The sequence below is a fragment of the Chitinophaga eiseniae genome (assembly GCF_012641265.1).
Taxonomy (GTDB): domain Bacteria; phylum Bacteroidota; class Bacteroidia; order Chitinophagales; family Chitinophagaceae; genus Chitinophaga; species Chitinophaga eiseniae_A.
In genome coordinates, this window is the sequence record NZ_JABAHZ010000009.1 from 25550 (window position 1) to 50477 (window position 24928).

General features: G+C 40.5%; 31 protein-coding genes. 19 read left to right on the top strand and 12 right to left on the bottom strand.

Annotation, left to right across the window (positions count from 1 at the left end):
* Nucleotides 1–12: 12 nt before the first annotated feature.
* The 4 genes from HGH91_RS26910 (at nt 13) to HGH91_RS26925 (ending at nt 2390) form a co-directional block, all read left to right on the top strand.
* On the top strand, nt 13–339 hold the full coding sequence (locus HGH91_RS26910) for a hypothetical protein (RefSeq protein ID WP_168742214.1): 327 nt from the start codon (nt 13–15) through the stop codon (nt 337–339).
* A 47-nt stretch (nt 340–386) separates the two neighbouring features.
* Nucleotides 387–1535 carry a HEPN domain-containing protein gene (locus HGH91_RS26915; RefSeq protein WP_168742215.1) on the top strand — a complete coding sequence of 383 codons (1149 nt, stop codon included), beginning with the start codon at nt 387–389 and terminating at the stop codon, nt 1533–1535.
* Entirely contained in the window at nt 1522–1812 is a 291-nt protein-coding gene (locus HGH91_RS26920) for a hypothetical protein (protein WP_168742217.1), read from the top strand. Before HGH91_RS26915 ends, HGH91_RS26920 begins: the two co-directional genes overlap by 14 nt.
* Nucleotides 1813–2189: 377 nt before the next feature.
* The gene (locus tag HGH91_RS26925) at nt 2190–2390 is read left to right on the top strand and encodes a DUF433 domain-containing protein (RefSeq protein WP_168742219.1); all 201 of its coding nucleotides are present in this window, start codon (nt 2190–2192) and stop codon (nt 2388–2390) included.
* An 88-nt stretch (nt 2391–2478) separates the two neighbouring features.
* Here HGH91_RS26925 and HGH91_RS26930 read toward each other — a convergent pair whose 3' ends face one another.
* The gene (locus tag HGH91_RS26930) at nt 2479–3429 is read right to left on the bottom strand and encodes a hypothetical protein (RefSeq protein ID WP_168742221.1); all 951 of its coding nucleotides are present in this window, start codon (nt 3427–3429) and stop codon (nt 2479–2481) included.
* Nucleotides 3430–3442: 13 nt separating this feature from the next.
* The gene (locus tag HGH91_RS26935; RefSeq protein ID WP_168742222.1) at nt 3443–3679 is read right to left on the bottom strand and encodes a hypothetical protein; all 237 of its coding nucleotides are present in this window, start codon (nt 3677–3679) and stop codon (nt 3443–3445) included.
* Between the two features lie 118 nt (nt 3680–3797).
* Here HGH91_RS26935 and HGH91_RS26940 point away from each other — a divergent pair, with 118 nt between their 5' ends.
* Together HGH91_RS26940 and HGH91_RS26945 are read left to right on the top strand one after the other, a co-directional pair.
* Nucleotides 3798–4877 carry a hypothetical protein gene (locus HGH91_RS26940; RefSeq protein ID WP_168742224.1) on the top strand — a complete coding sequence of 360 codons (1080 nt, stop codon included), beginning with the start codon at nt 3798–3800 and terminating at the stop codon, nt 4875–4877.
* A gap of 19 nt (nt 4878–4896) precedes the next feature.
* A complete protein-coding gene (locus HGH91_RS26945; protein ID WP_211092446.1) occupies nt 4897–5631 on the top strand; it encodes a TIGR02391 family protein in 735 nt (244 codons plus the stop codon).
* Nucleotides 5632–5661: 30 nt separating this feature from the next.
* Here HGH91_RS26945 and HGH91_RS31700 read toward each other — a convergent pair whose 3' ends face one another.
* Genes HGH91_RS31700 through HGH91_RS26960 form a run of 3 tightly spaced genes read right to left on the bottom strand, consistent with a single transcriptional unit; the run spans nt 5662 to nt 7284 of the window.
* A complete protein-coding gene (locus tag HGH91_RS31700) occupies nt 5662–5988 on the bottom strand; it encodes a nucleotidyltransferase domain-containing protein (protein ID WP_410493819.1) in 327 nt (108 codons plus the stop codon).
* The gene (locus HGH91_RS26955; protein WP_168742228.1) at nt 5937–6593 is read right to left on the bottom strand and encodes a hypothetical protein; all 657 of its coding nucleotides are present in this window, start codon (nt 6591–6593) and stop codon (nt 5937–5939) included. The genes HGH91_RS31700 and HGH91_RS26955 overlap by 52 nt, the downstream gene beginning before the upstream one ends.
* A complete protein-coding gene (locus HGH91_RS26960) occupies nt 6586–7284 on the bottom strand; it encodes a hypothetical protein (protein ID WP_168742230.1) in 699 nt (232 codons plus the stop codon). The genes HGH91_RS26955 and HGH91_RS26960 overlap by 8 nt, the downstream gene beginning before the upstream one ends.
* A 691-nt stretch (nt 7285–7975) precedes the next feature.
* Here HGH91_RS26960 and HGH91_RS26965 point away from each other — a divergent pair.
* The 5 genes from HGH91_RS26965 to HGH91_RS26985 all read left to right on the top strand — a co-directional run bounded on the left by HGH91_RS26965 (nt 7976) and on the right by HGH91_RS26985 (nt 13004).
* Nucleotides 7976–8116, top strand: coding sequence for a hypothetical protein (locus tag HGH91_RS26965; protein WP_168742231.1), 141 nt, complete (start codon nt 7976–7978; stop codon nt 8114–8116).
* 66 nt (nt 8117–8182) lie between these two features.
* Nucleotides 8183–8755, top strand: a complete 573-nt coding sequence (locus HGH91_RS26970; RefSeq protein WP_168742233.1) for an RNA polymerase sigma-70 factor — start codon at nt 8183–8185, stop codon at nt 8753–8755.
* 115 nt (nt 8756–8870) lie between these two features.
* On the top strand, nt 8871–9839 hold the full coding sequence (locus HGH91_RS26975) for a FecR family protein (protein WP_168742234.1): 969 nt from the start codon (nt 8871–8873) through the stop codon (nt 9837–9839).
* Nucleotides 9840–9931: 92 nt separating this feature from the next.
* Nucleotides 9932–12604 carry a TonB-dependent receptor gene (locus HGH91_RS26980; RefSeq protein WP_168742236.1) on the top strand — a complete coding sequence of 891 codons (2673 nt, stop codon included), beginning with the start codon at nt 9932–9934 and terminating at the stop codon, nt 12602–12604.
* A 49-nt stretch (nt 12605–12653) separates the two neighbouring features.
* The gene (locus HGH91_RS26985; protein ID WP_168742238.1) at nt 12654–13004 is read left to right on the top strand and encodes a hypothetical protein; all 351 of its coding nucleotides are present in this window, start codon (nt 12654–12656) and stop codon (nt 13002–13004) included.
* Between the two features lie 70 nt (nt 13005–13074).
* On the opposite strand, the gene HGH91_RS26990 is transcribed toward HGH91_RS26985, so the two are convergent.
* Nucleotides 13075–13365 (bottom strand): hypothetical protein, encoded by a 291-nt coding sequence (locus HGH91_RS26990; RefSeq protein ID WP_168742240.1) that lies wholly within the window; start codon nt 13363–13365, stop codon nt 13075–13077.
* Between the two features lie 390 nt (nt 13366–13755).
* On the opposite strand from HGH91_RS26990, the gene nadC reads away from it, so the two are divergent.
* On the top strand, nt 13756–14598 hold the full coding sequence (gene nadC / locus HGH91_RS26995) for a carboxylating nicotinate-nucleotide diphosphorylase (protein ID WP_317166858.1): 843 nt from the start codon (nt 13756–13758) through the stop codon (nt 14596–14598).
* Nucleotides 14599–14760: 162 nt separating this feature from the next.
* On the opposite strand, the gene HGH91_RS27000 is transcribed toward nadC, so the two are convergent.
* Nucleotides 14761–15240 carry a DUF2975 domain-containing protein gene (locus HGH91_RS27000; protein ID WP_168742242.1) on the bottom strand — a complete coding sequence of 160 codons (480 nt, stop codon included), beginning with the start codon at nt 15238–15240 and terminating at the stop codon, nt 14761–14763.
* Nucleotides 15241–15313: 73 nt separating this feature from the next.
* Here HGH91_RS27000 and HGH91_RS27005 point away from each other — a divergent pair, with 73 nt between their 5' ends.
* The gene (locus HGH91_RS27005) at nt 15314–16174 is read left to right on the top strand and encodes a helix-turn-helix domain-containing protein (RefSeq protein ID WP_168742244.1); all 861 of its coding nucleotides are present in this window, start codon (nt 15314–15316) and stop codon (nt 16172–16174) included.
* 133 nt (nt 16175–16307) lie between these two features.
* Nucleotides 16308–16796 (top strand): hypothetical protein, encoded by a 489-nt coding sequence (locus HGH91_RS27010; protein WP_168742246.1) that lies wholly within the window; start codon nt 16308–16310, stop codon nt 16794–16796.
* Between the two features lie 101 nt (nt 16797–16897).
* Here HGH91_RS27010 and HGH91_RS27015 read toward each other — a convergent pair whose 3' ends face one another.
* Nucleotides 16898–17596, bottom strand: a complete 699-nt coding sequence (locus HGH91_RS27015) for a hypothetical protein (RefSeq protein WP_168742248.1) — start codon at nt 17594–17596, stop codon at nt 16898–16900.
* Between the two features lie 342 nt (nt 17597–17938).
* Here HGH91_RS27015 and HGH91_RS27020 point away from each other — a divergent pair, with 342 nt between their 5' ends.
* Both HGH91_RS27020 and HGH91_RS27025 read left to right on the top strand, forming a co-directional pair.
* The gene (locus HGH91_RS27020; protein ID WP_168742250.1) at nt 17939–18541 is read left to right on the top strand and encodes a hypothetical protein; all 603 of its coding nucleotides are present in this window, start codon (nt 17939–17941) and stop codon (nt 18539–18541) included.
* Nucleotides 18542–18732: 191 nt separating this feature from the next.
* Nucleotides 18733–19023: a DUF3892 domain-containing protein gene (locus HGH91_RS27025; RefSeq protein ID WP_168742252.1), complete on the top strand. Its 291-nt coding sequence runs from the start codon at nt 18733–18735 to the stop codon at nt 19021–19023.
* A 101-nt stretch (nt 19024–19124) separates the two neighbouring features.
* On the opposite strand, the gene HGH91_RS27030 is transcribed toward HGH91_RS27025, so the two are convergent.
* Complete coding sequence (locus HGH91_RS27030) at nt 19125–19910, bottom strand: hypothetical protein (protein WP_168742254.1); 786 nt, start codon at nt 19908–19910, stop codon at nt 19125–19127.
* A 331-nt stretch (nt 19911–20241) separates the two neighbouring features.
* Between HGH91_RS27030 and HGH91_RS27035 the strand changes: the two genes are divergently transcribed.
* The gene (locus HGH91_RS27035) at nt 20242–20502 is read left to right on the top strand and encodes a hypothetical protein (protein WP_168742255.1); all 261 of its coding nucleotides are present in this window, start codon (nt 20242–20244) and stop codon (nt 20500–20502) included.
* Between the two features lie 7 nt (nt 20503–20509).
* Complete coding sequence (locus HGH91_RS27040; RefSeq protein WP_168742257.1) at nt 20510–20713, top strand: hypothetical protein; 204 nt, start codon at nt 20510–20512, stop codon at nt 20711–20713.
* A gap of 26 nt (nt 20714–20739) precedes the next feature.
* Here HGH91_RS27040 and HGH91_RS27045 read toward each other — a convergent pair whose 3' ends face one another.
* Entirely contained in the window at nt 20740–21690 is a 951-nt protein-coding gene (locus HGH91_RS27045) for an MBL fold metallo-hydrolase (RefSeq protein ID WP_168742258.1), read from the bottom strand.
* 55 nt (nt 21691–21745) lie between these two features.
* On the opposite strand from HGH91_RS27045, the gene HGH91_RS27050 reads away from it, so the two are divergent.
* Nucleotides 21746–23326 (top strand): ArnT family glycosyltransferase, encoded by a 1581-nt coding sequence (locus tag HGH91_RS27050; protein WP_168742260.1) that lies wholly within the window; start codon nt 21746–21748, stop codon nt 23324–23326.
* Here the strand turns inward: HGH91_RS27050 and HGH91_RS27055 are convergent, their stop codons facing one another.
* Nucleotides 23327–24235, bottom strand: a complete 909-nt coding sequence (locus HGH91_RS27055; RefSeq protein WP_168742262.1) for a haloalkane dehalogenase — start codon at nt 24233–24235, stop codon at nt 23327–23329. It lies immediately after the preceding gene.
* Between the two features lie 61 nt (nt 24236–24296).
* On the bottom strand, nt 24297–24884 hold the full coding sequence (locus HGH91_RS27060; RefSeq protein ID WP_168742264.1) for a Crp/Fnr family transcriptional regulator: 588 nt from the start codon (nt 24882–24884) through the stop codon (nt 24297–24299).
* Between the last annotated feature and the right edge of the window lie 44 nt (nt 24885–24928).

The window sequence follows — 24928 nt, forward strand, 5'->3', positions numbered from 1 at the left end:
AAATCAGACAATATGAAGTACCCGGAATATGAGCTTAAAATCAGACTGGATAAGATTTTTCCATCCCTGCCTGATACAAAAATACCTTCAGAGGACATAATGCACAGGATAGCAAGCCTGCCTATTTACATTCGGACACAGACGTGTATGGAAATGGGGTGGGATGATGCAAAATATTACCGCAAAGTAAGCGGGAACGTGATCATGACATTGGAAGAAGAAAAACGTTTTATGGAAATAGCCTCTAAAGCAATGAAGAAATATTCTGACTATGTATTCAACAGGTACATTCTTCCTAAAAGAAGGGTCAGAAAAAAAGCCTATAAAAAATTCGATTAGCCTATCGGCGTTAGCCATTCTATCTATAACCATTTAAACCTTATCTCATGGATATAGCCCTTCAGGACTTGTTTTTTGCTCCACCGGATAACGAGCATAAGACCAGAGCTAAAGAAGTACTACGCACTTTTTTTTGTTGCTATCCTTTAGAAGAAGTTCGTCAGGTTTTATGGCTGTTACTGGAACCTTCTGTTTCTGGCAGTGTTGATGTGACGCAAGCAGGTAATGTTGAACTTCAATCCTTTCTTCCTCACTTTAGCCTGATGTTGGAAGCTGCATATGCACATGTTGGGTCACCAGGTCGGCAGCCTGCTTGCGCGGAAATTTCAGCAGGTACAATAAACCAGCGTTCCGCTGATTCGCCAGCTTCGCTGAAACAGGTATTGGACGTTATCTGTGCTAAAGTCCGGCCTGAAAAGATTTTTCTAATTGATACTCATAGAGAGATTGACAATAGCGAAGTTTTTGATCTGTTTGTCTTGTTACCCGATTCTGCACAGCTTTCGCTACGACAACATATAGATTTAATTGAAGCTGCATGTAAAGACATTCATCCCGTTATTGTCTCGGCACATAAAATAGGCTATGTGTTTGACATGATTAAACAGGGGCATATCTTCTTTTCTTCCGTCTGTCACAGTCGTAACCTTGTTTACGATGGCAACAATATTGTTATTCCTGTCAATGACAAACAACCTTTCAGGAACACAAAGCTAAAAGCCCGTAAGGCTTTTATAGAGCGGTTCAATAAGGCAGAAGGTTTTTTAGAAGCGGCGAAACACATGTGTCATGCTAACTATAAAGAGGTGGCTGCATTTATGATTCATCAGGCGGTGGAGCAGGCTATAGGCGCTATCGTCCACGCTTTAACAGATACCCATGTGGATACCCATAATCTTACGAGATTGCTTTTATCCAGCAAGCGTTGTACGTACCAGCTTGCAGCGTTGTTCCCGGCAGATACGCCGGAAGAAAAAGCCTTGTACAATTTATTACGCACTGCCTATATACAAGCCCGTTACAGCAAGTATGTGATAACAGACCCACAGCTTTTCAAATTGTTAAAACGGGTGGCCGAATTTTTAGAGACAACAAAAAGTGCTTTTTATGAAGAACTATATCGTTTAGAACAACAACATCTGAAAATAACTATAAATCATAATACTCAAAACTCAATTACACATGGAAACAAATAAAGAGCCGGAACTGCCAAGAGGGGAAAACCTGCTTCTTGCTATGCACACCGAATTAGCTATTTCAATTGTCAATTTCCGAAAGATCGTCAGTGCAGGATGTAAATGGAGTATAGCTACCTTTTATCGCAAGCTGCGGGGAAGAATTGTAGTAAACGGGGACGGTGTTTTTAAACCCGTATTAAGCGAGGCTGAAAAGGAAATGGCACGTTCTGTATTCCATGCTGAACTGCGCCGATTAAATGATTGGTATGATAAATATGTTGAGCGATCGTTGTGACTGCAAGTCACCTCATATGGCCGACAAAATATAATTGGGGCATACATAGGATAGATAATCCCCGGCAAGTTCTCTTGTCGGGGTTCTAAATTTATATTATCCCCTTTACTAACTGAATGTTGATTACTTCCCTTAATTTTCTTCTCAAAAAGATTGTGTAACGTTCTTCAAAAGGCTTCTACATGCACAGAAAACATTTTCTGGTAAGCATTGCCCAATATATCTTTTTAGGAGAGTTTCAATTTAAGCTCCGGTTTATCTATACGGGGGATATCAGAAAAACGAATTAGGGTTGGAAATTCACAAAAAAAAACTCCCGGCCTGTTTATGCTGGGAGCTGTTTTTTTAAAAAATTGTTACTACTTAAAAAATAACTAATGGACACGCGGCAATATATAGAGATAAACCCCAAAGTTATGATGGGTAAGCCTGTTATCAGAGGAACAAGAATTACTATTCAGCTGATACTGGAAAAGCTATCTGAAAAAGAAACAATACAGGATATTCTTATAGCGTATCCACAGATTGCCCAAGAGGCCATTTATGCAGCCATAGCATATGCTGCTTCAAAGGTATGAGAAGATATAAGTTGTAAGTCTATACCAACACAAAATATTGGCATTTTCTGGAAATGCAGCACAAAGCTAATATAGTGTTGGAGATAGATTATAAAAGCCTTAAATGTTGGCCTGTAAGGTTTTCGTATATGAATTGTAATACGTCTTTGTCTGCCAGTTTTTCTAACGCAATATCAAACAATTTGCCTTTTAGAATTTGACCCCAATTTTTTTTGCTAAGTTGACCATATAGCTCTTTTAACTCTTGGAGTTCCTCATATAAAACTTCTTGTCCGGCATCTTGTTTTGATAGTGTTTCAATAATTGAATCAATTTTCCGATTTATTTCAACCTGATCGCTGCTGATCTCATCATAATTCTCCTTATGGGGTTCTAAGCTCTCTTCGAGTGCCATCGCTCCTGAAACAGTAATCGCACCATGTAACTCCGACCCTAAGCCGCCAAGTGTAGTAATATAACCGTTGTTTTCAAGAATTGCAGCTAATTCTCTAGCTTCACCATGATTATTCAATCTTATACCATTTTCCAATAAGAGCATCTCAATTGGGTAATTATTTCCATCATTTAATTTGTATAATCTATCTAAAAGCAATGAGAGTTTTTCAGCCATTTTGTATTTTGCCCTTAAGTCAAAATTGGTGCTATTTCTTGCGCTGATGCTATCACATACCTCAATGATTTTTCTATTCCATTCAAGGTAACTTACTTTTTCACGCAAATTATCTTTTTCCTTCTTCACTCTATCTGACAGATGTACTTTTACATTTGGGCCAATATTAAAACGGAATGTTTGGCTATGTGCTTGGCCAAATTCAAAAACAAATAAGTTGTCTTGCTTATCAAATGAAGATTGTAAAATCTCAACAACTTTGTTCACCCATATTTTTATATTTTCCCTAAACGCGGATAATTCTTCTTCTATACTAACCTTTGTTTCATGCAATCGATAACCCTCGGTAATTAATTCGCTTACTTCTTCATTAAATTTCTGTAACGGCTTTACCAGAAAAGAATAACTCTTGCTATTTATAACTTCCATATCTCAGGTAGAATTATGATAAACTCATTTCGTCATTTGGATTAACGTTCTTATCTTTTATGTGGGCTAAAAATCCCCAATAGTTATTTGTTGCTACTTGCCAATTCTCTTTTGCAGTTAGATAACTTGGTATATCGTTAAAATTACCAAAGCCCTTCGTTTGGGTCAATTCGTTGTCTAACTTTAAAAATGCTTCAGAAGCTTCCGAATAATTTTTGTGTAATTTCTCATAATACTCTTGGTAAGTCATATTATATTTTATTTGTAATGAAATTAACGTTTTTACATCTACTTGCAAAACTCGTATAAGTAAAATATGGTGTATATTTAAAGAGATAATATAATGTTTTAATACTATATAATAAAATATGGAAGTACCACTGTGCAATTTGTGCAAAATAAAACCTGCTACTCAGACAGGGTCGCATATATTTTCTTGGTCTTTGATTAGAAGTCTGGTAAATAAGGAGGGAATAAGGGAAAGAGAAAATGAAGTAGTTTTTTCTTTTTCGGAGGCTTTTGTTAAAACTTACATTGGCCGTCAGCAGTCAGCCGAGGAGAAGGTGATTCCAATCAAAGGCCGCCCGTTAAATGAAGAAGAAATAGAGGAGACGGAAAATGAAAATCCATTTATTAGTGACAATATACTTTGCCCAGAATGTGAGCATATGTTAAGTGTATTGGAATCTGTGGTCAACGAGAGGGTGCTAACTAAAACACGCAAACACATTGTTAAGAATACCGGTGGCTATGACAAGATAGCTATACAAGATGGGGACCCCTTGAGATTATTTATCTATTCATTAGCTTGGCGTGGCGCAATTACTGGCATCAATAATTTTGAAATGTTGCCAGAACACAGTGAAATTCTAAGAAATATTCTGCACAAAAGTCTTAGCTCTAATCGAACAGAATTGTTGAAAAATATTGAGCAACATAGTAATCTTGTAAGAAGCATTTCCCTTCTTATTGCGTTTTTAGAAGTGCATGGCAAAAATGATAATTTCATCTACTGTTCTCTTTCCTATAAGCCATACGCTATGATTTTAAATGATCTTAGCTTTCAGATTTTCTTCGATGACGCACCTGATAATTCGTTTGATCCTGAATTTATGGGAATCAATAATGTTATAAAGAAGGATGAGTTATTAATGAAAAATGAAGCAAATTTTGAAGTTGCTATTCTCTCTAATCAAGTAAGAATGCAAGTTAATCGGAATCTAAACAGTGCAATGAAAGATATTATTCTAAAGCCAGCAATTGAACTATTTAGTTTGGCGTTTCAAAAGTTCATTCAAAGATTACCTCACAGGGAAGAAGTACAGCTTTTTATACAAAATGTGATTAAACGTGGGGATCACAAATTAGAGAACTATACACCTAAAGATTTTGTTGAAGCTGCTTCTGAAACAATGTTACAATTATTTCCAGAAAGATCTAAACCGTGATATAAGCTTAAAGATAATTATGCAAGATATAAACTACAGACTTATAGCAACACAAATCGGTGACTCATTAAAGTATTCCACTTCAGTGAATGAGATTGATCGCATAGGACAATCAATTCTAAGAATCAACAAAGAGAATTTTCCCAACGAATCGATAACTTCTGTAAGGGCAAAGACGATGTATGATTGGGTGCTTTCGCTTGCGAAAACACCTTTAGACAATACTGAAAGAACCAAGAGGCTCATTGGATTTTGTTTAGAGCTAACATCGGAAGAAAATAAAAAGAATACAATAGAATTTTTAGAGAAGAATGGTTGCCCATATAGCCTACTACACAAGGACAATCTCGATGAGTTTCTTCGGCGTAATTTTCATTCTGAAGTTGTCAAACACTCACAGAGGCTTTTTGTTCAGGGTAATTTCTTTCATGCTGTTTTTGAAAGCGCAAAGGCATATAATAAAGATGTGAAGATAAAGTCACAAAACGACAAGGATGGACAGCCTTTAATGTTGAATGTTTGGGGTTGTGATAGTGGTGTATTGAAAGTGACATCTTGCCAGTCTCAAACTGATAAAGATTTTCAAGATGGTATTAAATTCCTTTCAGGGGGGCTTATGAGTGCAATTAGAAATCCTACTGCCCATGAACCGGCAATATCATGGCCTATTGACAAACAGGATTGCTTGGACATATTAAGTCTCATATCATTTTTATACAGGCAACTTGACAAAGCCGTTTATTTTAAACCATGAACCGAAGGGAATCCAATTTAACTAGTGACATCACAGACTAAATATCTTTAACGCTTTTTGTCCTTTCACAAAGTTTAGTTCCCGTTGCTCAGAAAAAGTAAAACAACTTAAATGTATAGGATAGTAGGTGGAAAGTAAATTAAACTCATGCTTTACGATATCTAAAAGCCTATTGTCCTCATAAAGTATCAAAACATCGATATCATTAGCTAATTGAGGATTAGTTAAAATGGAGCCAAAAAGATAGCATTCAATTGAAGGTTTAATCGAAACTAAGTTACTTTCAACTATTTTCAATTCTTGAATTATTGTCTCCAGGTCCATTTTAAATTTAATTTTCCGAGAAGTTCTCCCCATGTAAAAACCTTAATTTCCCTTGAATCTGCAAGTTCTATGGCTTTGCTTGTAATACTACCATTGGGGTTCGCTTTAAAGACCGCATCAAATTTTCCAAACTCATCAACTGCACAACGGATGGCCTCTATCCCCAAATCATAATCATCTAATGCAATTATGATTACAGTTTCTAGCCCATTGCGTGCAATCTCATATCTTTTATTGTCAAGCCTATTGACAGATATCACTTTTGTATGCTGTCTCAAACCTCGCAGTATGAATGAGACATTTGGAGGTAGGTAGGGCCAATTATTTTCTTGTTTGATAACTCTAGTTAAATCTCCGAAACCACCGAGGGTTATTTTTTTTGTCTCTAGATAATCAAGGGCGTCTCCACTAATAAAAGGGCTTTTAGGTATATGCAAAATGAAATTAGCATTTTGCGTATTTAAAATTTCTCTGACGCTTGCGACATTATAACTGTTTAACGTTGATTTTGTAACGCTAAGTAATGTCCCATTCGTTCGTTTGATATGGAGCAAATTTTCTGATATAATCGTCGTGGATTCGACTTTATCGTTGTTTTCTAATGTTTCAATTATCCATTCAAAAGGGGACTTACGCATCAATGAAAGAGTCGTTTAATTGATTAGGAAATTGAAGACCATTTATCTCTTGATTGTTTATGTGCCTGGCCTCAAAATCTAAAACATGTTGCCTAAATAGTTCAACAACCTTTGCTTCACTACTTTGCAATAGATTGTAGTTCTTGTCAAAAATTGCAAGTAGCTTTCTGTTATTAGGCAAGATAATTTGATGAATCTTGGATTTCCATACTTTCGGCATCTCGCTCTCAGGGTTAAACCTCTCGTCTGTTAGCGGCCCATAAATTTCAAAAATGGTTCTATTCTCATTTAGCATAGGGAGGATTAATTGCCTTACCTCAGAGCGACTATTACATTGTTTTATATTAAAAAGCGAATTTAGTTTTTGACTGTGATTTAGTTTCCACGTAAGTATCAAATTTTTGGGAAACTCTAATTCAGCTTTATCAATCTTAGTATGACATGTTGGACAAAGTAAAATAAGATTAGTAAAATCTCCTTTTAACTCTTTTGAAACTTTTTGATTCGAACGAGGGCCATCATCACCTGCACTTATTATATGGGCCATTTCTGCAATATGAAACTCTGTTTCTCCAACTGCCAGAAATAAATTGGTATTGCAGTCAGGATTTTGACAATACCCAGCTGAATCAGCAAACAGTCTCAGCTTAGTGTGTGAATCGGGGTTAGCTTTTCCTCTTTTACAAGTCATACCTTAATTTATAGCCTTTATTTTACTATTATACGTAATTTTTAGCTAAGTAACAATTATAGCTCATTCTTTATTAATTTCTTCATTGCCAAGTACTTATTGCCCATTATCAGTTATTGTCATATCATGTCTTTTCGAGTTTTGCTAAGTTTTCCCAATAAAGGCTAATTTCTGTTAAGTCTTGTACCAAAAAGTTAGAACTGTGTCCAGTCATCCCGACTTGATAAAGAAGCCTACTTGGAAATGAGTAGGCTTTTTTGTTTTTATTTTAATCTGTTTGTTATGCCCCACTATGTTTATATCCTTCAAAGTGATAGCACTGCACGCTATTATGCAGGCAGGCCGCTAATATTTACCTGGTCTTGGTCAAACGTGCTTAATTTGGCTTCCGGCTTTTCAAGTTTACTGCTGTATGCCGTTTTCATTTCCCGGAAATCGGCAGGCACTATCTGCCTGAGGAAAGTAAATCCGTTATATAAGATAGCTTTCCTTCCAACTCCTTTATTTGTAGTTGTTTCTGATCGTTCTGCAAATTGAAGGAAAATGGAATTCCATCCGAAAATAAAGAAAGCTGTGATAAGCATTCATGGAGAAAAGCATATCTGCTAACAGGCACATTATTTTGTTCATGGCGTGATGGGATTTTTAGAAAGATAATTATTAATTAGGATAACTTGCAGTCATGGACTCGATGAATGACCTGACGACAGCAGCGCTGATGCAGCTGCATGCTGACGTGCTTTTCACCTATGACTCCCGCGGACGGATGCTGCAGGCCAATGGACCCTGTCCTTTCCCGGCCTTTCCGGTAACGGGTGCGCCTGTCTGGTAATGGGCGTTTATAGCCTCAAGGATATCTTATAGTAAAATTTGTATGTGCTAATTAGTATGTTCAATAATGGAAATGAGTTATCAATCGCCATTTAAGGGCGAAATAGAAAGCTTCAATCAGTTGTTCATGGAGCATTATCCCGCATTGAGAGCTTATGCGGGTTTATTGGTAGGAGATACCACCGCAGAAGACGTTGTTCAGGATGTTTTTCTCCAAACCTGGCAAAACAGAGATACAATTAACATTCATACCTCCATTAAGGCCTACTTGTTCAAATCAGTCTATAATCGTTCTCTTAATACCCTGAGCCGTTTAAAAATGCGACATGGCAAGCAACAGGAAATTGAATATACACTAAAAATTCAGGAAGCCCTTCTATGCGATCCTGATAAGAATCCGGTCATTCACAAATTATACAATAATGAATTAAGGGACGAGGTCCACCAGGCAATAGAAAGTCTTCCGGACAAATGCCGGGAGGTGTTCAAATTAAGTTACCTCGATGATTACAGAAACAAAGAGATCAGCGAAATGATGAGTATTTCGGTCAGCACTGTTGAAAAGCATATTAATCATGCCTTGAAAACATTACGGAAAACACTTCTTCATCTCAAAGCCCTGTTAATGAATTTCCTATAATTTCTGACCTCAGCAATTTTTTTTTGCCGGAAGTATGGAGGTTTTTGTGAGGTCAACTGTCTTATAACAGGTAGAAAAGCCGTATAAGATGAACGAACAGCTTAACGAACTAATAATGATCAGGTATCTACAAGGTACCTGTTCTCTGGAAGAGAAGCAGTTATTTGAAGCCTGGCTAAAGGCTTCCGAACAAAACCGTCATCTATTTTATGAAACCCGGGTATTATGGTATGCTTCCAGGATAGAATATTTTGGTTCGGAGGAGCAACTGGCCAGAGCCCTCGCCATTCTTACTGAAAATATTCGGCGTAAAGGTGGGCAACATAGGAAGAAAATATACCTGCAATGGGGCCGTTATGCCGCGATATTCATTGGTGCAATGGCTGTTGCCTGGTTCTTCCTGGTGCAGCATCATTTTAATAAAAACACTGAAGCCTGGCTCACCGCTTCGGTAAAGCATACAGACAGTAGCAAGCTGGTAGTGCTGAGTGATGGAACCCAGATATGGTTGAATAGCAATAGTACCATATCATATCCCCGTCAATTCCTAAATGGCGCACGGACTGTATCGCTACAAGGTGAAGCGTATTTTGATGTAACTCATGATTCATCCCATCCCTTTATAATACACACCTCGAACATAAGTATTAAAGTATTAGGCACCAGCTTTAATGTTCAGGCTTATCCCGGAGAAAGCCAGGCCGAAGCTGTATTAATAAGGGGGAAAATCGCTATTGACGACAGTGTAGGCAATAAGCTTGCAGTGCTTGTTCCGGGGCAAATCGCCCGCTTTGAAAAAGGTGATCACAAGCTAACGGTGCAAAATGTAAATACCGATGCTTACACCAGCTGGCGACATGGGCAGGTAACGCTGGGCGCCGCCAGCCTTAAAACTATTGTCAACAAATTATCTGAATTATACCAGGTACATTTTTCGATTGATCCCTCTGTAACCGACACCATCGGATATAATTTCACTTTCTCCAAGAGAAAAACAGTAACGGAAGTCATAGATATGCTGTGTTTCGTTGCTCCTATACGTTACCAGATCCAGGGACATGAAATATTGATCACGAGAAAATAAAAAACCGGTAATATGTTACGAGCATATTTACCGGCTATTATAATTTCATCAACAAAGCGTCCAAGCATTATTGACTAAATCTAAACAAAAGTATGAAAAAAAGCCGATGGATGGCTGCAGCTACTTTGCAGAGCCTTCTTCTATTCTTTGCCACAGCAGCACCTGCTCTTGCACAAAACGAACGCATTACGCTAGATCTGAACAACGTACCGCTTATATCTGCATTGGATTCTATTCAGCAGCATTCCGGGTATCGCTTTTCATATAGTCTGGAGCTCGTGCCTTTGTTAAAAGAAAGTCGCGTATCGATCCATTTCAAAAATCATTCTATAGAAAAAGTACTATCCCTGTTGTTTGCTGAGAAGGGCATTAAATACCGTGTGGTAGATAACATGGTCCTGCTTTCAAAGAACACCCCGGCATCCACAAAAAGAACAGATCTACCCGGGCTGATACAGGTTATTAAGGGAAAAGTAGTGGATAAAGAAAGCCATTCGCCCCTGGCAAATGTAAGTATCGCTGTTTTAAATGCCTCAATGGCAAGGGGCGCCATTACCGATAGTAATGGCTTTTTTCTAATGGAAATTCCGGTAGGCCGGCAAAGCCTGCAGTTCTCTTCTATTGGTTACCAGGAACAACTGGCTGCGGATATTATGGTTGTTTCAGGCAAAGAAACATTTCTGACGATCGAACTCCAGGAATCGGTTAAAACCTTGCGGGAAGTGGTCGTTAGCCAGGTGCAAAGCAGGGACCGCGCATTAAATTCAATGGCAACGGTCAGCGCACATGTCGTTACTCCGGAAGATGCGTCCAGATATGCTGCAGGGTACAACGATCCGGCACGCATGGTAAGTGCCCTGGCTGGGGTACTATCAGGCGGAAATGGCAGGAATAACATCATTATTCGTGGCAATGCTCCCAGCGGATTATTATGGAGGCTGGAGGGCATAGAAATCCCAGCTCCCAACCATTTTAGCAGGGGACAGGGAGATGCCGGTGGCCTGTTCAGCATAGTGGGTGCAGGTATGCTTTCAAATTTTGATTTTTTCACAGGCGCCTTTCCCGCCGAATATGGAAATGCGCTGGCTGGTATCATGGATCTTAATTTGCGCAAAGGAAATTCCGACAAAGCCGAATATGGTCTGCAAGTGGGTGTGATAGGTTCCGAGGCCTCATTAGAAGGGCCGATATCAAAAAGTAAAAAAAGTTCCTACTTATTGAATTATCGTTATGGCAATCTTCAATTCCTGAGCGAAGGAGGAATCATCCACCTGCCAGACAACCAGAAATCACCTGTATTCCAGGACTTCAGTATGCATATCAATTTCCCTACCCGGAAGGCAGGTGAATTTTCTATCTTTGGCATCGGCGGTATCAGTAAAACAGGTTATTACAGCTCCAATGATTCAATGATGTGGCGCCGGGACCCAGGCACACAGCTCGACAAAGTTGAACGCCATCTGATTGGAGTGCTGGGTGTGAAGCATACACTGTTGTTGCCAAATAAAAAAACCTATCTTAAATCAACGCTTGCCCTTTCCTATCAATCAGATCGTTTGACAAGCAAGGAACTGGACAATAATTATCACTTTTGGCCTAAAGACAGCAGCCGTTATAGCTATCCCACCATTCGATTCACCACTTCGGTGAACCATAAATTTAATTCCGGCAGCGTTGTCAGGGTAGGTATGACCTACAGCCATTTTTTCTTTTCCATTTATGGAATGAACTATGACCAGAATCGCGTTAGTCAGGTGTCCCTGGATCAGCATGGCAATACCGGGTCGATAGAAGGTTTTTTTCAATGGAAATACCGCGTGTCCCCAAACTTTGAGATCAATAGTGGTCTTCACGCAACCAGCTTTTTACTGAATCATAAATACGCCATTGAGCCACGGCTCGGCGGGAAATTGAGTACAGGAAGCAGCAGCTTTTTGAGTTTTGGCTTTGGTATGCATTCAAGAATTGAACCCATCTCTATGTATTTTACCAGGATAAAAGAACCTGGCGGCGCAATCACTCAACCCAACCTGGATTTGAAGCTTACGAAAGCCATGCACTATGTACTTGGATATGAAAAATTACTTTCAAAGAACCTTAAATTAAAAGCAGAGATATATTACCAGTACTTATATCACATTCCTGTCGTCGACAGTCCCGGAAGTATTATTTCCACTATTAACAACTTGTATGGCTTGACAGACGCAGCTTATGCAAGCAAGGGAAAGGGATATAATAAAGGTATTGAGATAACTGTGGAAAAATTCTTTTCAAAAAATTACTATTTCCTGCTCTCTGGCAGTGTGTTCGATTCAAAGTACAAACCGGCCAATGGTCAAATATATAACACTCGTTTTAACACTAACTATTTGGTGAACGCACTGGCTGGTAAGGACTTCAATACAGGTGCACTTAAACAAAATACGTTCAGCATTAATGTAAGAGCTACTTCCCACGGTGGCTTCCGTTATTCACCAGGTCGGATGGGTACCGATAATAGTGGAAAAACCTATCTGTTTTTTCCACCAGAGGAAACGTATAGTCAGCATATGTCTCGATACATACGATTTGATGCCGGTTTAAAATTCAGAAAAAACAACCGGAGTTATTCGTGGATATTATCGTTGGATGTACAGAACATCGCTAACCGGGAGAATGTTCTTGAAGTAGAACCCAATGTTGACCCAAGGAATGTCATACATCTTGACCCGACAGTAACAGATCTGGGTATTATTCCGGTTCTCAACCTTAAAGTTGAGTTTTGACGTCTTACGCAGCTGCATAAGATTAGTAAATTCTATTAAAACATTTTATATGAAAAAATTTTTTGGTTTAGTATGTATTGTTATAATACTGGTAATTGCATGTAAGAAAAAGGGGACGGATAATCTTAATCCCGGGGAAGTAGATTGCGGCTCTTTCACCACTACTTTTTCGGCTACCGTGAAACCTTTAATGATATCCAGTTGTGCAAAAAGCGGTTGTCATGCAGCTGGCAGCACCAGTGGCCCGGGAGAATTGACAACTTATTCGCAGATATTCAATTCACGGGCAGCCATTCGCAACGCAGTAGCAAATGGAACAATGCCCCGTGATACTACTTTTACAGCCATGCAAAAAGCAATTATTACCTGCTGGATCGATGCGGGAGCACAGAATAATTAGTGCAGGAGATATCATTTATAAGAGGGTGTCTTCAGTAAATAGCCCATGAATCGCGAGATTTATGGGCTATTTACTGATTAGCTGACGGGATAGAGGCTATCTCGGCATGATATCCTTTTGAGCCGGTTAATTGGGTAAGTGGGCTGCGTAAACTTTCTCCTGCGTTTATACGTGCTACTACGTAAGCAAAATCATATGTTGGTTCCCAACCCTGATCTTTCCTCGCTTTCTCCTTTACATATACCCGGTCTATGATTTGGTGAATCTTCCATCCGCGATGGCTATACGCTGTTGCATAAGCTGGTACGGTGCGCTGTACTACCTCGGGCGCATTGCCTATTATAACGCTACATTTGCGCAAAAAACAAATTTTATAAAATTATTATATTTTAAACTATCCGGCAAAAATGTCTGTCACTGGGTGGCAAAAGTAAGATTAGCATAAACTGGTTCGGATATCCTTACCTGTGTACAGAACGTATCAATTTGGACCCAATCTTCGATCATAAAGTTCGAACTCGGTCCAGTCGACTTGATTGGACAAGTCAAATTTATTTTTGGCTTGTCCTTCTTTATTTCCGCTTAAATTACTGTCTATCATGCAGATAAATTTGATAGCTTCATTTACCCTCCCAATTCGAAGTGAACTATTTTCAAAATGCAGTTTTTCGGAAACATCGAACTAATGACCTCTCGTTTCTTTTCTTAAGTCAGTAGTATTTACTTAGTTTTACGTCCAAAAATACAACGCGTGTTGACAACACAGGAATTCATTACCGCAGCATTGCTCGAAGACGTGGGCAGTGGCGATTACTCTACACTGGCCTCCATACCAGCCGATGCCAAAGGTAAGGCGGTACTTAAAATAAAGGAAGAAGGCATACTGGCAGGCATGCAGCTGGCGCAGGATATTTTCCATCATCTGGAAGAAGATGCAAAATTCACTCTCTATAAAAAAGATGGCGATGCTGTAAATAATGGCGAAACCGCGTTTATCGTTGAAGCCAGTGTGCATACCATATTAAAAGCAGAAAGACTGGTGCTTAACTGCATGCAGCGCATGAGCGGCATCGCAACACTTACCAATAAGTACGCCGATAAAATAAAAAATTACAAAACCAAAATACTCGATACCCGCAAAACCACACCGTTGTTCCGCGAATACGAAAAGCAGGCAGTACGCATTGGCGGTGGTTACAACCTTCGCATGGGCTTGTACGATATGATCATGCTGAAGGACAACCATATCGATTTTTGTGGCGGTATAGAGCAGGCCATACAAAAAACCAACGAGTACCTTGCGGCCAACAACCTCCACCTGAAAATAGAAATAGAGACCCGTAACCTCGATGATGTGCGCCGTGTGCTTGCTGTGGGCAATGTACACCGCATCATGCTCGATAACTGCTCACCAAAACTATTGGAAGAAGCAATTGAGCTGATTGCCGGCAAGTACGAGACCGAGGCGTCAGGCGGTATCAATCTCGATAACATTATTTCATATGCCCGTACTGGTGTTGATTACGTCTCTTGCGGCGCTATCACAAATCATGCTGTGAGCATGGACCTTAGTTTAAAAGCACACAAAATATAGAGCAGATATTATCTGCTGTTGTTATTATCTCGCTGTCACTAATCCTGATACGGATTTCTTCCTTATAACCATATGCCTTTGGCATGTCATCAACAATGTTCGGAAGGATATAGCCTGCTATCGCGATGGCCGCTAATGTTTTACCAGTTGCATCCAATGCGCTCAAATCGTTAAATCATTTTCAGATTTTATATCTATCGCATTTTGCAATATTCTTTGAAATATTGCGGCGGCAGCTGCAACTACGATAGCAACGAAAGTTGTCACGATACAAATGGCGAGAAAGCCTGCAGGGTCGTCTTCTTTATTATGGGATATCTTAATATACAGCCCTGCTGCCACAATTAAAAAACTTAGTACGATTGCACAATACTTTATACTCTTTAAAGTCTTAACAGCGCTAGATGAGAATACTTTATTTTGCCCGATATATCCAAGTAATTTGAACGCCTTGTATAACGCAGCAAAAAAAGCGATTGATGTTGCGTATCCATACAAGATGAACGGGTCAAGGTAAATACTAAACAGGTCTAAGTTTGCAGCTCTCCCTTCGGTCAAGGGAAGTCGAATCAAAATGGCAAGTGCCACGATGCCAATAAGAACGATGAGTCCCTGAAGAAATATTATTGAAATTCTTTTCATAATGATTCCAGGAATTTTAGGTTATGATAAGGTAATAAAAATTATTGATAAACAATAAACATTTATCGTTTAAATGGTGACAGACTATAAGAAAATTGATTTATTTGGCAAGACCTTTGTTCAAAAGGTAGACGTAGCGCCTCCTTTTGAATATTCTTTTCCTGTTTCCCAACAGGCCTGCTTTCTATATATGCTGAAAGGGGAAACGCAATTTCATCGCTATGATGACCATATCAATATCCCTACCCATCATGCATTATTGCTGAATTGCCTTGACTCGGGCAAGCAGATCAAGGACTTAAATAACAGCAATAGCGAAATTGTAATCGTTACTTTCCATCCGGACATACTAAGGAAAATTTATGAAAGAGAACTTCCGTTGATATTTCAGAAGAATGACAAAATCACCAATCAGTCAAGCGGAAAAATCAATAATGACTTTTTGATCCAAAAATATATTGAAGGGCTGCTGTTTTATTTTGAAAACCCATCATTGATAAATGATGAAATTTTAGTTTTAAAACTAAAGGAAATCATTCTTTTGTTATCGCAGACGCAAAATGCAGCAACTATACAAGTTATATTGTCCCAGCTTTTTTCTCCAACAGCCTATACTTTCAAAGAAATTATAGCAGCCAATTTGTTTTCACAAGCTAGTGTTGAAGAACTTGCGCAAAAAACCAATCTAAGCACTTCTTCATTTAAAAGGGAGTCTAAAAAAATATATAATGATTCTCCAGCCAGTTACATTAAAAACAAAAGACTCGAAAGAGCTGCGGAACTACTTTTAATTTCCGATGAACGTATTACAGACATCGCCTTTGAATGCGGCTTTAATGACCTGGCCAATTTCACTAAAAGTTTTCACGATAAATATGGCGTTACACCAACTGGTTACCGAACGAATCCCCCGGAATATACCCGATTTTCGTAATTTAGGGTAATTTCCCTTGTATCTCTGTTTAGTTTTGAACTAAATTACCAAATAACTGAGCTAAATCACACAGCTATCCTATTTTTAATGTTGCTACTTTACAATCGTAAATAAACATTCAAAAATCAAAATTATGGGACTATCTAATTTAGGAATTTTTCATACGGTTATAGGTGTTATTGCTATTGTTGCAGCAGTTATTAGTTTTATAAGAAATGGTAAAATTGACTTGAGTCAGCCTACCGGAAAAATCTATTTTTATTTTACGCTCGTCACTTCTCTAACGGCGTTAGGATTATCAAGCGTTAAAGGCGTCAATCCAGGGCATATTCTCGCACTGTTAATTATTATTTTGATATCGATCGCCTATTATCTTCATGCCAGGAAGCAAGGAAATAACCGCGCCCGTTATATGGAGAATTTCTTTCTTTCCTTTAGTTTTCTCCTATCCATGATCCCCACCGTTAATGAAACGTTTAACCGGATTCCTGTTGGGCATCCTTTGGCTCATGGACCGCAAGATCCATTAATTGGAAAAACGTTACTTGTTATTTTGATACTGTTCGTTATAGGTTCGATTTTCCAATTTAGGACGCAAAGGAGAATCAATAAATCAGTATGATTTTGAACTTATTAACTAACTGAAGAAGCTTATAGGCATTATGCGGAAGGTTGTGCGTTATTGCAACCTTCTTCCGCGTAGTCGAAATGAAGGATTTGCGCTCAACAGATCATCAACAACCTATGCTGTCCAGGTTTTTCCTTTGGTGCGCGGTGAACACAAGGAGGAACTTTACTTTCAGGATGCTCAACCGCCAACCTCCAGAGGTGACCCAAGCCTAAGCTTATTGGATGTGCATCAGGGTTAGCCTGGTAGTGCAGATCAAAGCTATGTTCACTCAAGAATAATTCAAAACCGTCCTCTGCCCCACGATATAGTTTTCTGAGTTCATTACGTATTTCCGGGATAAGTACTTTCTTTTGGCCTTCTGAATTTGGCAATATTTCGCTGGACTCGCCATAATAGGTACACAAAAAGGTATCGACTGGTATGGGAGAGCGATCTACATGAAAAGAATAAACATCAGTTGGAAAAAACGGGTAGGTATCATCCCGGTCATAGTGGCTGATCACATTAAGGATTGGCGATGCGCCGTGAGCTTCCAATAACTTCCAGTCATTTAAAAGAATTTCACGGGCAAGTTGCCCCTGTTCGCTCAACTGAAGTTCACGAAGTTCCTCTTGTCCGATTTCCGTTATATTTCCGCTTAGCTTCACCTTTTTAACAATCTCAGAAAAATCACCTGACAGTTTACGATTCCAGCAAATTGCATTAATTTCTCCGTTAAATGGCGTAGAAACAAGGTCATGAAAATTCGTAACGCAATGAATATGTTTGTCTGTAGGAGATAAATCTGTCATAAAAGTTAATATCAATAAAAAATCATCAGACAACGAAGTACGGCTATTTTCGTTTATAACTGAAACTTTCCGATAGTCGTTAAATGTTACTTCGATAATAATTTTGAGGACTGGAATATTTCACTTAATTTAATAACAGTATCATACTTTACCGTTTATGGAGCGGCATTAACTGCCGGAAGAAACGAGCACCCCGGATATTTTACCCATCTCTATACCAGATGGCCAGCTATGATCCATTACAATAATATTTTAGATACCAATATGGAACCTATAATATTGCGTAAATTATATAATCCCTGGAAATGACAATCCCCTAAATTTAAATGCAAAACAACGGCAATGGACAGAAAATATGAAATAAAATTGATCCTGCTGGGGGTCGCGATACTGTTGTTGATCACTTGCGGCCTGATTTTCCCCCAATCCAATATAGAGAAGGTAATAAAGGCTATGGGCGCAGGTTTTGCCATCATCTTTTTTGGATACAAGTTGACTACCGGATGGCTGATCCTTAATTTGAGCATAGGCCTGGAGACAAAAAGGTGTTCAGTTGAGGCTGAAGACGAATTAGACGATCTGAGCTTAACAGTTACGCTGGAAAAAGGAAGCATCGATAGTTTTTGGTTAAACGATATTGACATACGCGTTTCCGAATTGCAGCAAAATGGAACGCGCGTGATCAAAGGCTATATCAAACCATATGGAATAAAAAAAACACATGCTTTTGATGGCAAAGTTGCCTGGGAATCAGATGAATACCCCAATTACGTTTTATCTCCGAATGAAAAAACCAGCTTCTCTGCTTATACCAGGGTAAGTAAAAGGTCAGTCATCCTATTAGAGGCCAATATCCTGGGCAGCAGACCTTTTTATGGCATAGAAAGCAAAAGTGGAGATAGGTCAATACAATGGAGGGCATCCACAATTTCGCTCCCTAAATGATCCGATAGATCATCAATAAAGCAAAAATTACTCTTACAATCGAGAGTTAATTCCTCATCAAGGTAAATGTAGTGCTATGTTATAGCCTGCTGATACCTCTAATCATTTCAACTTATAATGGTACCTACGGTTTTCCGTAAGTTATTCATCGTCCAAAACTCCATTTTGCAGGTCAATTTAAATCTTTAATTATGACCACCTATCAAGTTGCCTGCATTAACAAGCGCGATAGCCATTACGACGACCACGAGAGAATTTCCCATATCGGAGGAATAACCGATGATGGATTTCGCTGGAAACTGACGGAAGACGACGCCATCAGGTCGATTGAACAGGGTAAATGTCAATTTTTTGTCCGTGTCAATGGCCAAAGCGTAGATGTTATCATTGCGTTGCACGATAATCGAAAGTATCTCAAAACAACATCAGATGGATACAGCCCCAATAACTTACTGCATCTTCCGGAGTGCCCGGGGAGCTAAAATTTTCTATAGGTTAGGGTGAAGAAGCCGTTGATTCAAGATCGGTCACCCCATCTACAAAAAAGAGCCTTGCATCGATTGATCCAAGGCTCTTTTATTATTTATGAACGATTCTTCAGTAGTCTCTCATATATCTCTGCAAAAACGGCAAAGCTCCAAAGCGTTGTTTCACTGAAACTAAACACTTCTTTCCCGTTCTTGTCTTTGATGGAGTATCCTTTTACCATTGCTCTCTGAATGGGTTGCAGGTCTGCTAAAGGATAATTAGTATCGTTAACCGTAAGAAACTCTCTATTCAGGCTTATCTGTTTGGATTTACTATTTAAAAATGTATTGGCAGATAATGCAGTAAAAGAATTTTTCAGGGCGGTAGCAGTAGTGATATAATTAAATTTAATAATTTTTCCCTGCTCAATTTCCTGCCACAGGTATTCACTTCTTTTAGCACAGTTGATGTCTATCAAAGCACCGATATCCCCGCTATGGTTAATGCTGATAAGCTCCCATTGATCGCTGCCATCGCTTTTAAAGGCGAGATTATTAGGAGCGGGAGATTTTCCGGTAGTGAACAGGAACAGGTCTGTCAGGTTCTTTACCGGCATGAGGTATTCCTGCGATTTATATTTACGTTCTAGTCCATTTTCGTACAAAAAATACTGTGGCTTATCCATTTTCTTTTTTGCACTCGCGTAAAAAATGACCGCCATGGCCAGTCCAAAAACGAAAATGAATTTTGAGGCGAAGCCCATTCCTGGCTCATTGGGCAGCAGAAAAGCCAGTGACAAGCCACCCAGGGCTATTAACACAAACAGTCCTATAAAAAATCCGTATACAATCCACATCGATGAGCTTTGCTTATACTCCTGAAGCAATTTTCCTTTTTCCATATAGTTAAATAAAAATTACACGCTGAAATCACATGCAATTGAGAAGGGGGTTGCCTTCTACCGGGTTAATTAATTTGGGTTAAGCCGCAAATATATAAACTTTATAGTATCAGTGCAAAAATATATTCCCTTCTACTTTTATCCCCAAAGTGTATTCATAACCGTTACCCAGCTATTTTGTTGGTAATTTGTCCTATTTTAGGCAACCGAATAAAAGGGTTTTCCCAACGAATATGAATCCATTAATCACGAATATTCATTTAAAGGCCCTTGTATTAAAAAATACTTATATCATTGATGCAGATTACACCTACTTTAAAATAACATTGAAATGAACAAAAAATTTACTTTCAGTCAAAAGCCATTAGACTATGTGTATGCCCTTGTGTGGTTTGGGCTTTTTATAGCTTTCGCCTACTATATTTTTTCAGGCAAAATGTTTCAGCCCGACGCAAACGGGAAGATTCATATCGTAGCTATTTTGGTAGCATGGGTAGCGGAATATTTAACCCAGATAGGAACATCTATCCTGGTTTTACTGATAGGGCTATATATTTCCGGTAAAATGATTATTAAAAAAGCCGTTAACTAACCAATATATGCAGGTCAATTTTATCATACTGCTGTTTACCGGTATATACCTGGCGGGCACCCTACTCTACTACAGATATGCCGTAAAGAAAGGAATTGCCTTCAGGTATAAGCCTATCACCTTAATAGTCGTATTTCTCTTATTCCTGCTCGCCCTCTATGGTATTATCACCCAGAAGCCATATAATGAGATTCTGCCTTTTATACGCTAGTAGCCGGGAGTTGTTTCTCTCCACCGTTAAAATGTAAGCAATTTGCCTTGTTCCGGGATGATCAACTTAACATGCAACGGGTTGTAAGCCTTTAGCTGCGTGCGGATCAGTTGCTCGCGGTTGCCGCCAGGTTTGATATGCGTGATCACCACCGGAAAATTGTTTAACGCTTCCTTACCGGAAAGTGAAGCCAGGTCTTCTAATGATGACATTAACCAGCGTGGAGTAAGATGCCCGAATAATTGTTTATCCGGTTGTTCATTGGCGAAAGAGACTTCAATAAAAAGCGCCTTCAATTTTTTAGCTTTAAGCAGCGGCGCCACCTGTTGCCATAGCTGATGCATTTTATCTGAATGTTCTACTGAATCGGCCCCTGTATCGCCCAGGTACAACACATAGGCCTCGTTATGACGCACCAGGAAAGCGGTGCTTTGATAAGGGTTGGCATGACTTAATGAAAAAGCGGTTACCTGCATACCGGTATTTTGCAAGGGCATTTCGATACCCGGCGTAAGTACCGCATAATGGTATTTGCCCAGTGCAGGCTTCTCGCCTTCATCGGCGAAGTTGGCCCAGCTTTTCCAGGAGAAATATTTATCCTTAAGCACATCCAGGCAATAGTCGAGGCCATAAATGTTTTTACTGCTATCATCCGGCGAATTGATGATCATGCCTGCCAGGTGATCCAGGTGCGCATGCGATATGAGATATCCTTTTATATTTTTCTTCAATACCTCTTCGGCAGTACCCCGCAAGAGTTTCGCCTGTATGGCTTTCTCAATGCCATAATGTAAGGTGCCTGCATCGAGGCACACATAGTCATTGCTGCCGGTTGGTGCAATCATGTAGGAAGACAGGTTACTTTCATCGATACCGCCCTTCACGCCAAGCGGAATGACTTTAAACGAAGTTTGCGAAAAGGCGGTTTTGCAAAACAGCACACATGCAAAGAGGAAAATAGTTAAAACAGGTTTCATTGGTTAAAGATCAAAATTTCTGCTGAATGCTACCGATTTTTTTTATCTTTTTGCTATGAAACCCATTCATCTTCTCTATCTCCTGGCGCTGGTCAAGTTAATTTTACCCTTCTTCCTCCAGGATCCTGCCTGGGCCCCTCATCGCGACGAATTCCTTTACCTCGCGGAAGCGCGGCATATGGCCTGGGGTTATATGGAGGTGCCACCGCTGCTCTCTGTCTTCGCCTGGTTAACAAACCTCCTGGGCGGCGCAACGTGGGCCATCAAAATATGGCCTTCACTGGGTGGCGCTCTCACATACGTCCTGGTTGGCCGGTTGGTGCTCCACCTGGGCGGCCGCTGGTTTGCCCTGGTCCTGGCCTGGATGCCCTTTGTGGCAGGCGCCTGGCTCCGAATACATTTTCTTTTCCAACCAAACTTCCTGGATATATTCTTTTGGACAGCGATGGCCTATGGACTCACCAGGTTTCAGCAGTCGGGAAAGCCCGTGCATCTTTACATTGCAGGTCTTAGCTTCGGCTTGGGCATGCTTAGTAAGTACACGATGGTATTTTATGCCTCGGGCCTGATGGCGGGTCTACTCCTCACCTGGGACCGAAAGCTCCTCACTAACCGCCATTTCTATTATGCCATTGGCCTGGGCCTCCTGCTTTTCCTGCCCAACCTGCTCTGGCAGGTTCGCAACGGCTTCCCGGTTGCCTATCACATGAAGGCGCTTCATGATGGCCTGCTTCAGTACGTGAGTAACTCGGATTTCCTTAAAGATCAGCTCCTATACAATGTGGCCACCCTCTTTACCTGGGTGACAGGCCTCATTTGGGCGGCGCGTACGAAACAATACCGTTTCATCGCCTGGGCATTCTTCGTCACACTCGCACTCCTGATGATAGGTCATGGAAAAAGCTATTACTCGCAGGGAGCTTACCCCATCCTGTTCGCATTCGGCGCTCCTGTGCTGGAAGCCTGGGCGAATAAGTGGTGGAAGATAGGTATGCTCGCCTTCAGTCTTTTCATAGGCATCCGCCTGGCCCCGCTCCTCCTGCCTTTTAAGGCGCCTGGTCCCCTGGCAGCATACTACGTTCATCACCCGTTGGCCGGTAAAGTGGGATTCCTCCGTTGGGAGGACCTCCAGGACCATGCCCTGCCCCAGGATTTCGCAGATATGCTGTCCTGGGAGGAGATGACCCAAAAGGTGGCCAGCGCCTATGCTTCCCTCAACAACACAGAGAAGGCCCACACACTATTGTTCTGCGATAACTATGGTGAAGCGGGAGCCGTGAACTATTATGGCCCGAAATACCATCTGCCGCCGGCATACAGCGACAATGCCAGTTTTCTTTACTGGATGCCCCGCGATTTCGATCAGTTCGAAGTATTGCTGCTCGTCACAGACGATAAGCAGGAAATGCAGCATGCCTTTATCAAAGAATTCAAGGAAGTTCAGCTGGTAGACAGTATCACGAATCCATATGCCCGTGAGCATGGCTCACTGATCATATTAATGAAGGGCCCCAGCGAAGCTTTCCGGAAAGCATTCAGGGATAAAATCGACAAAAGTAAACTGAAGACCACCGCAGAGGGGGCTGCACAAACACTGAAACCAAACCCACTGGAAGACGGCGGCGCGCTACATTAACTAGCGCAACTTTTTTACAAACCCGGCAATGGCTTCCCCTATTTCCATAGGGCTGTCTTCCTGTAAAAAATGTTTTCCTTTTACAGTTATCTCTGACTGATTGGGCCAGGTACGGCAAAACTCCCGAAGGCTGTCGTTTTCCACGGCACCGGGGTTACCGTGAATCCAGAGCTTGGGAACCGGACTTTCTTTTAGCCAGTTTCCATAATCAGTCACCACTTCAGCTACTTCTTTGGGCGATCCGTCCAGAGCAATCTGACGTGGAAATGATAAGGTAGGGCGACGATCTTCTCCTTCGTTAAGATAGGGTCGCCGGTATTCCGCCATCTCTGCCCCGCTGAGTTCCCGGCAAATTCCTCCGGGCAGTACTTTTTCAATAAACACATTGTTTTTCAACACCAACTCCTCGCCAGCGGGGGATCGCAATGCACGGAACAGCTCACGCACCTTTGGTTCAAATTCATTCCACTTAAAAGGAATCGCCAACGCTTCCATATGAACGATACCCTGCACGCGGGAACGGTGTTGATTAGCCCAGTCAAAGCCCAATACAGAGCCCCAGTCGTGCAATACCAGCGTCACATTTCTTTCCAGTTTCAACTCTTCCCAAAGGGCAAAAAGAAAACTGCGTTGCACGGAATAAGTATATTGTTCCGGTCCGGAACCGGGAAGCTTTTCTGAGTCGCCCATGCCAATCAGATCGCAGGCAATAAGGCGTCCAAGACCCCGGCAATAGGGCATTATATTCCGCCAGAGATAAGATGAAGTAGGATTGCCATGTTGAAATACGATAGGGTCGCCTTCGCCTTCATCAATATAAGCCATACGGCGCCCTTTTATCTCAATAAATTTCTTTTCTGCAAAAGGCTTTTCGCTGAAAATGGTCTGTACGTTTGCTTTGTTTTCCATGTTTGTAATGATTTTATACTACAAAGCAACGACGCTGAAACAGGTCAAAAAATAAGGTACCTTAAGATTTTTTACGAAACATATTTGCTTTCATCTGGCTAAAGAATTCTGGTGTAACACCGATATAGGAGGCAATATATTTTTGTGAAATCCGGCTTTCAAGGTCAGGGTAAGCCTTTGTGAATAGTTCATATCTCCCTTCTGCAGGTTGTGAAAGGTTCGCATTTATCCTGTTTTGATGAAAGACAAAAGCATTTTGAAATAATATCCTGAAAAACCGTTCGAATGTGGGCGCCCGCTGGAACAAAATATCCAGGTTGTCTTTACTGATTTGCAGCAGCGTAGTGGGCTCCAGCGCTTCCAGGTTATTGACGCTCTTTTGTCCGGACAAAAAACTATACAAATCACCGCTGCACCACCAATCTTCCGGCGCAAACATCAACACATGTTCCCTGCCGCCCGCGTCGATCGTATAAGTACGCAGGCAACCGTTGATGACAAAACATTGCTGCCTGGCCACATCTCCTTCTCTCAACAAAAATTCTTTTCTTTTAACGGTTTTAGTAACCGCCAGGGATAGAAAAACGGCGGTTTCCTCGGGAGTTGGCTCGATGTGACGTCGTAGGTTTTTGATGATGGTTTCGTTCATTGGATAGTGATGTAATTTCTTAATTGCAGAACAGCCTGATTCCC

Excerpts from the sequence above, each read along its gene's own strand:
- HGH91_RS26960 (WP_168742230.1), bottom strand. The coding sequence starts at position 7,284 with ATGACTTGTAAAAGAGGAAAAGCTAACCCCGATTCACACACTAAGCTG.
- HGH91_RS26975 (WP_168742234.1), top strand. The coding sequence starts at position 8,871 with ATGATCAGGTATCTACAAGGTACCTGTTCTCTGGAAGAGAAGCAGTTA.
- HGH91_RS26935 (WP_168742222.1), bottom strand. The coding sequence starts at position 3,679 with ATGACTTACCAAGAGTATTATGAGAAATTACACAAAAATTATTCGGAA.
- HGH91_RS27060 (WP_168742264.1), bottom strand. The coding sequence starts at position 24,884 with ATGAACGAAACCATCATCAAAAACCTACGACGTCACATCGAGCCAACT.
- HGH91_RS26980 (WP_168742236.1), top strand. The coding sequence starts at position 9,932 with ATGAAAAAAAGCCGATGGATGGCTGCAGCTACTTTGCAGAGCCTTCTT.
- HGH91_RS27005 (WP_168742244.1), top strand. The coding sequence starts at position 15,314 with ATGGTGACAGACTATAAGAAAATTGATTTATTTGGCAAGACCTTTGTT.
- HGH91_RS27045 (WP_168742258.1), bottom strand. The coding sequence starts at position 21,690 with ATGAAACCTGTTTTAACTATTTTCCTCTTTGCATGTGTGCTGTTTTGC.
- HGH91_RS26965 (WP_168742231.1), top strand. The coding sequence starts at position 7,976 with ATGAATGACCTGACGACAGCAGCGCTGATGCAGCTGCATGCTGACGTG.
- HGH91_RS27025 (WP_168742252.1), top strand. The coding sequence starts at position 18,733 with ATGACCACCTATCAAGTTGCCTGCATTAACAAGCGCGATAGCCATTAC.
- HGH91_RS27040 (WP_168742257.1), top strand. The coding sequence starts at position 20,510 with ATGCAGGTCAATTTTATCATACTGCTGTTTACCGGTATATACCTGGCG.
- HGH91_RS27050 (WP_168742260.1), top strand. The coding sequence starts at position 21,746 with ATGAAACCCATTCATCTTCTCTATCTCCTGGCGCTGGTCAAGTTAATT.
- HGH91_RS26940 (WP_168742224.1), top strand. The coding sequence starts at position 3,798 with ATGGAAGTACCACTGTGCAATTTGTGCAAAATAAAACCTGCTACTCAG.
- HGH91_RS26985 (WP_168742238.1), top strand. The coding sequence starts at position 12,654 with ATGAAAAAATTTTTTGGTTTAGTATGTATTGTTATAATACTGGTAATT.
- HGH91_RS26945 (WP_211092446.1), top strand. The coding sequence starts at position 4,897 with ATGCAAGATATAAACTACAGACTTATAGCAACACAAATCGGTGACTCA.
- HGH91_RS27030 (WP_168742254.1), bottom strand. The coding sequence starts at position 19,910 with ATGGAAAAAGGAAAATTGCTTCAGGAGTATAAGCAAAGCTCATCGATG.
- HGH91_RS26925 (WP_168742219.1), top strand. The coding sequence starts at position 2,190 with ATGGACACGCGGCAATATATAGAGATAAACCCCAAAGTTATGATGGGT.
- HGH91_RS26955 (WP_168742228.1), bottom strand. The coding sequence starts at position 6,593 with ATGCGTAAGTCCCCTTTTGAATGGATAATTGAAACATTAGAAAACAAC.
- HGH91_RS27020 (WP_168742250.1), top strand. The coding sequence starts at position 17,939 with ATGGACAGAAAATATGAAATAAAATTGATCCTGCTGGGGGTCGCGATA.
- HGH91_RS27000 (WP_168742242.1), bottom strand. The coding sequence starts at position 15,240 with ATGAAAAGAATTTCAATAATATTTCTTCAGGGACTCATCGTTCTTATT.
- HGH91_RS27010 (WP_168742246.1), top strand. The coding sequence starts at position 16,308 with ATGGGACTATCTAATTTAGGAATTTTTCATACGGTTATAGGTGTTATT.
- HGH91_RS26920 (WP_168742217.1), top strand. The coding sequence starts at position 1,522 with ATGGAAACAAATAAAGAGCCGGAACTGCCAAGAGGGGAAAACCTGCTT.
- HGH91_RS26930 (WP_168742221.1), bottom strand. The coding sequence starts at position 3,429 with ATGGAAGTTATAAATAGCAAGAGTTATTCTTTTCTGGTAAAGCCGTTA.
- HGH91_RS26915 (WP_168742215.1), top strand. The coding sequence starts at position 387 with ATGGATATAGCCCTTCAGGACTTGTTTTTTGCTCCACCGGATAACGAG.
- HGH91_RS27055 (WP_168742262.1), bottom strand. The coding sequence starts at position 24,235 with ATGGAAAACAAAGCAAACGTACAGACCATTTTCAGCGAAAAGCCTTTT.
- HGH91_RS31700 (WP_410493819.1), bottom strand. The coding sequence starts at position 5,988 with ATGGGGAGAACTTCTCGGAAAATTAAATTTAAAATGGACCTGGAGACA.
- HGH91_RS27015 (WP_168742248.1), bottom strand. The coding sequence starts at position 17,596 with ATGACAGATTTATCTCCTACAGACAAACATATTCATTGCGTTACGAAT.
- HGH91_RS26910 (WP_168742214.1), top strand. The coding sequence starts at position 13 with ATGAAGTACCCGGAATATGAGCTTAAAATCAGACTGGATAAGATTTTT.
- HGH91_RS27035 (WP_168742255.1), top strand. The coding sequence starts at position 20,242 with ATGAACAAAAAATTTACTTTCAGTCAAAAGCCATTAGACTATGTGTAT.
- HGH91_RS26970 (WP_168742233.1), top strand. The coding sequence starts at position 8,183 with ATGGAAATGAGTTATCAATCGCCATTTAAGGGCGAAATAGAAAGCTTC.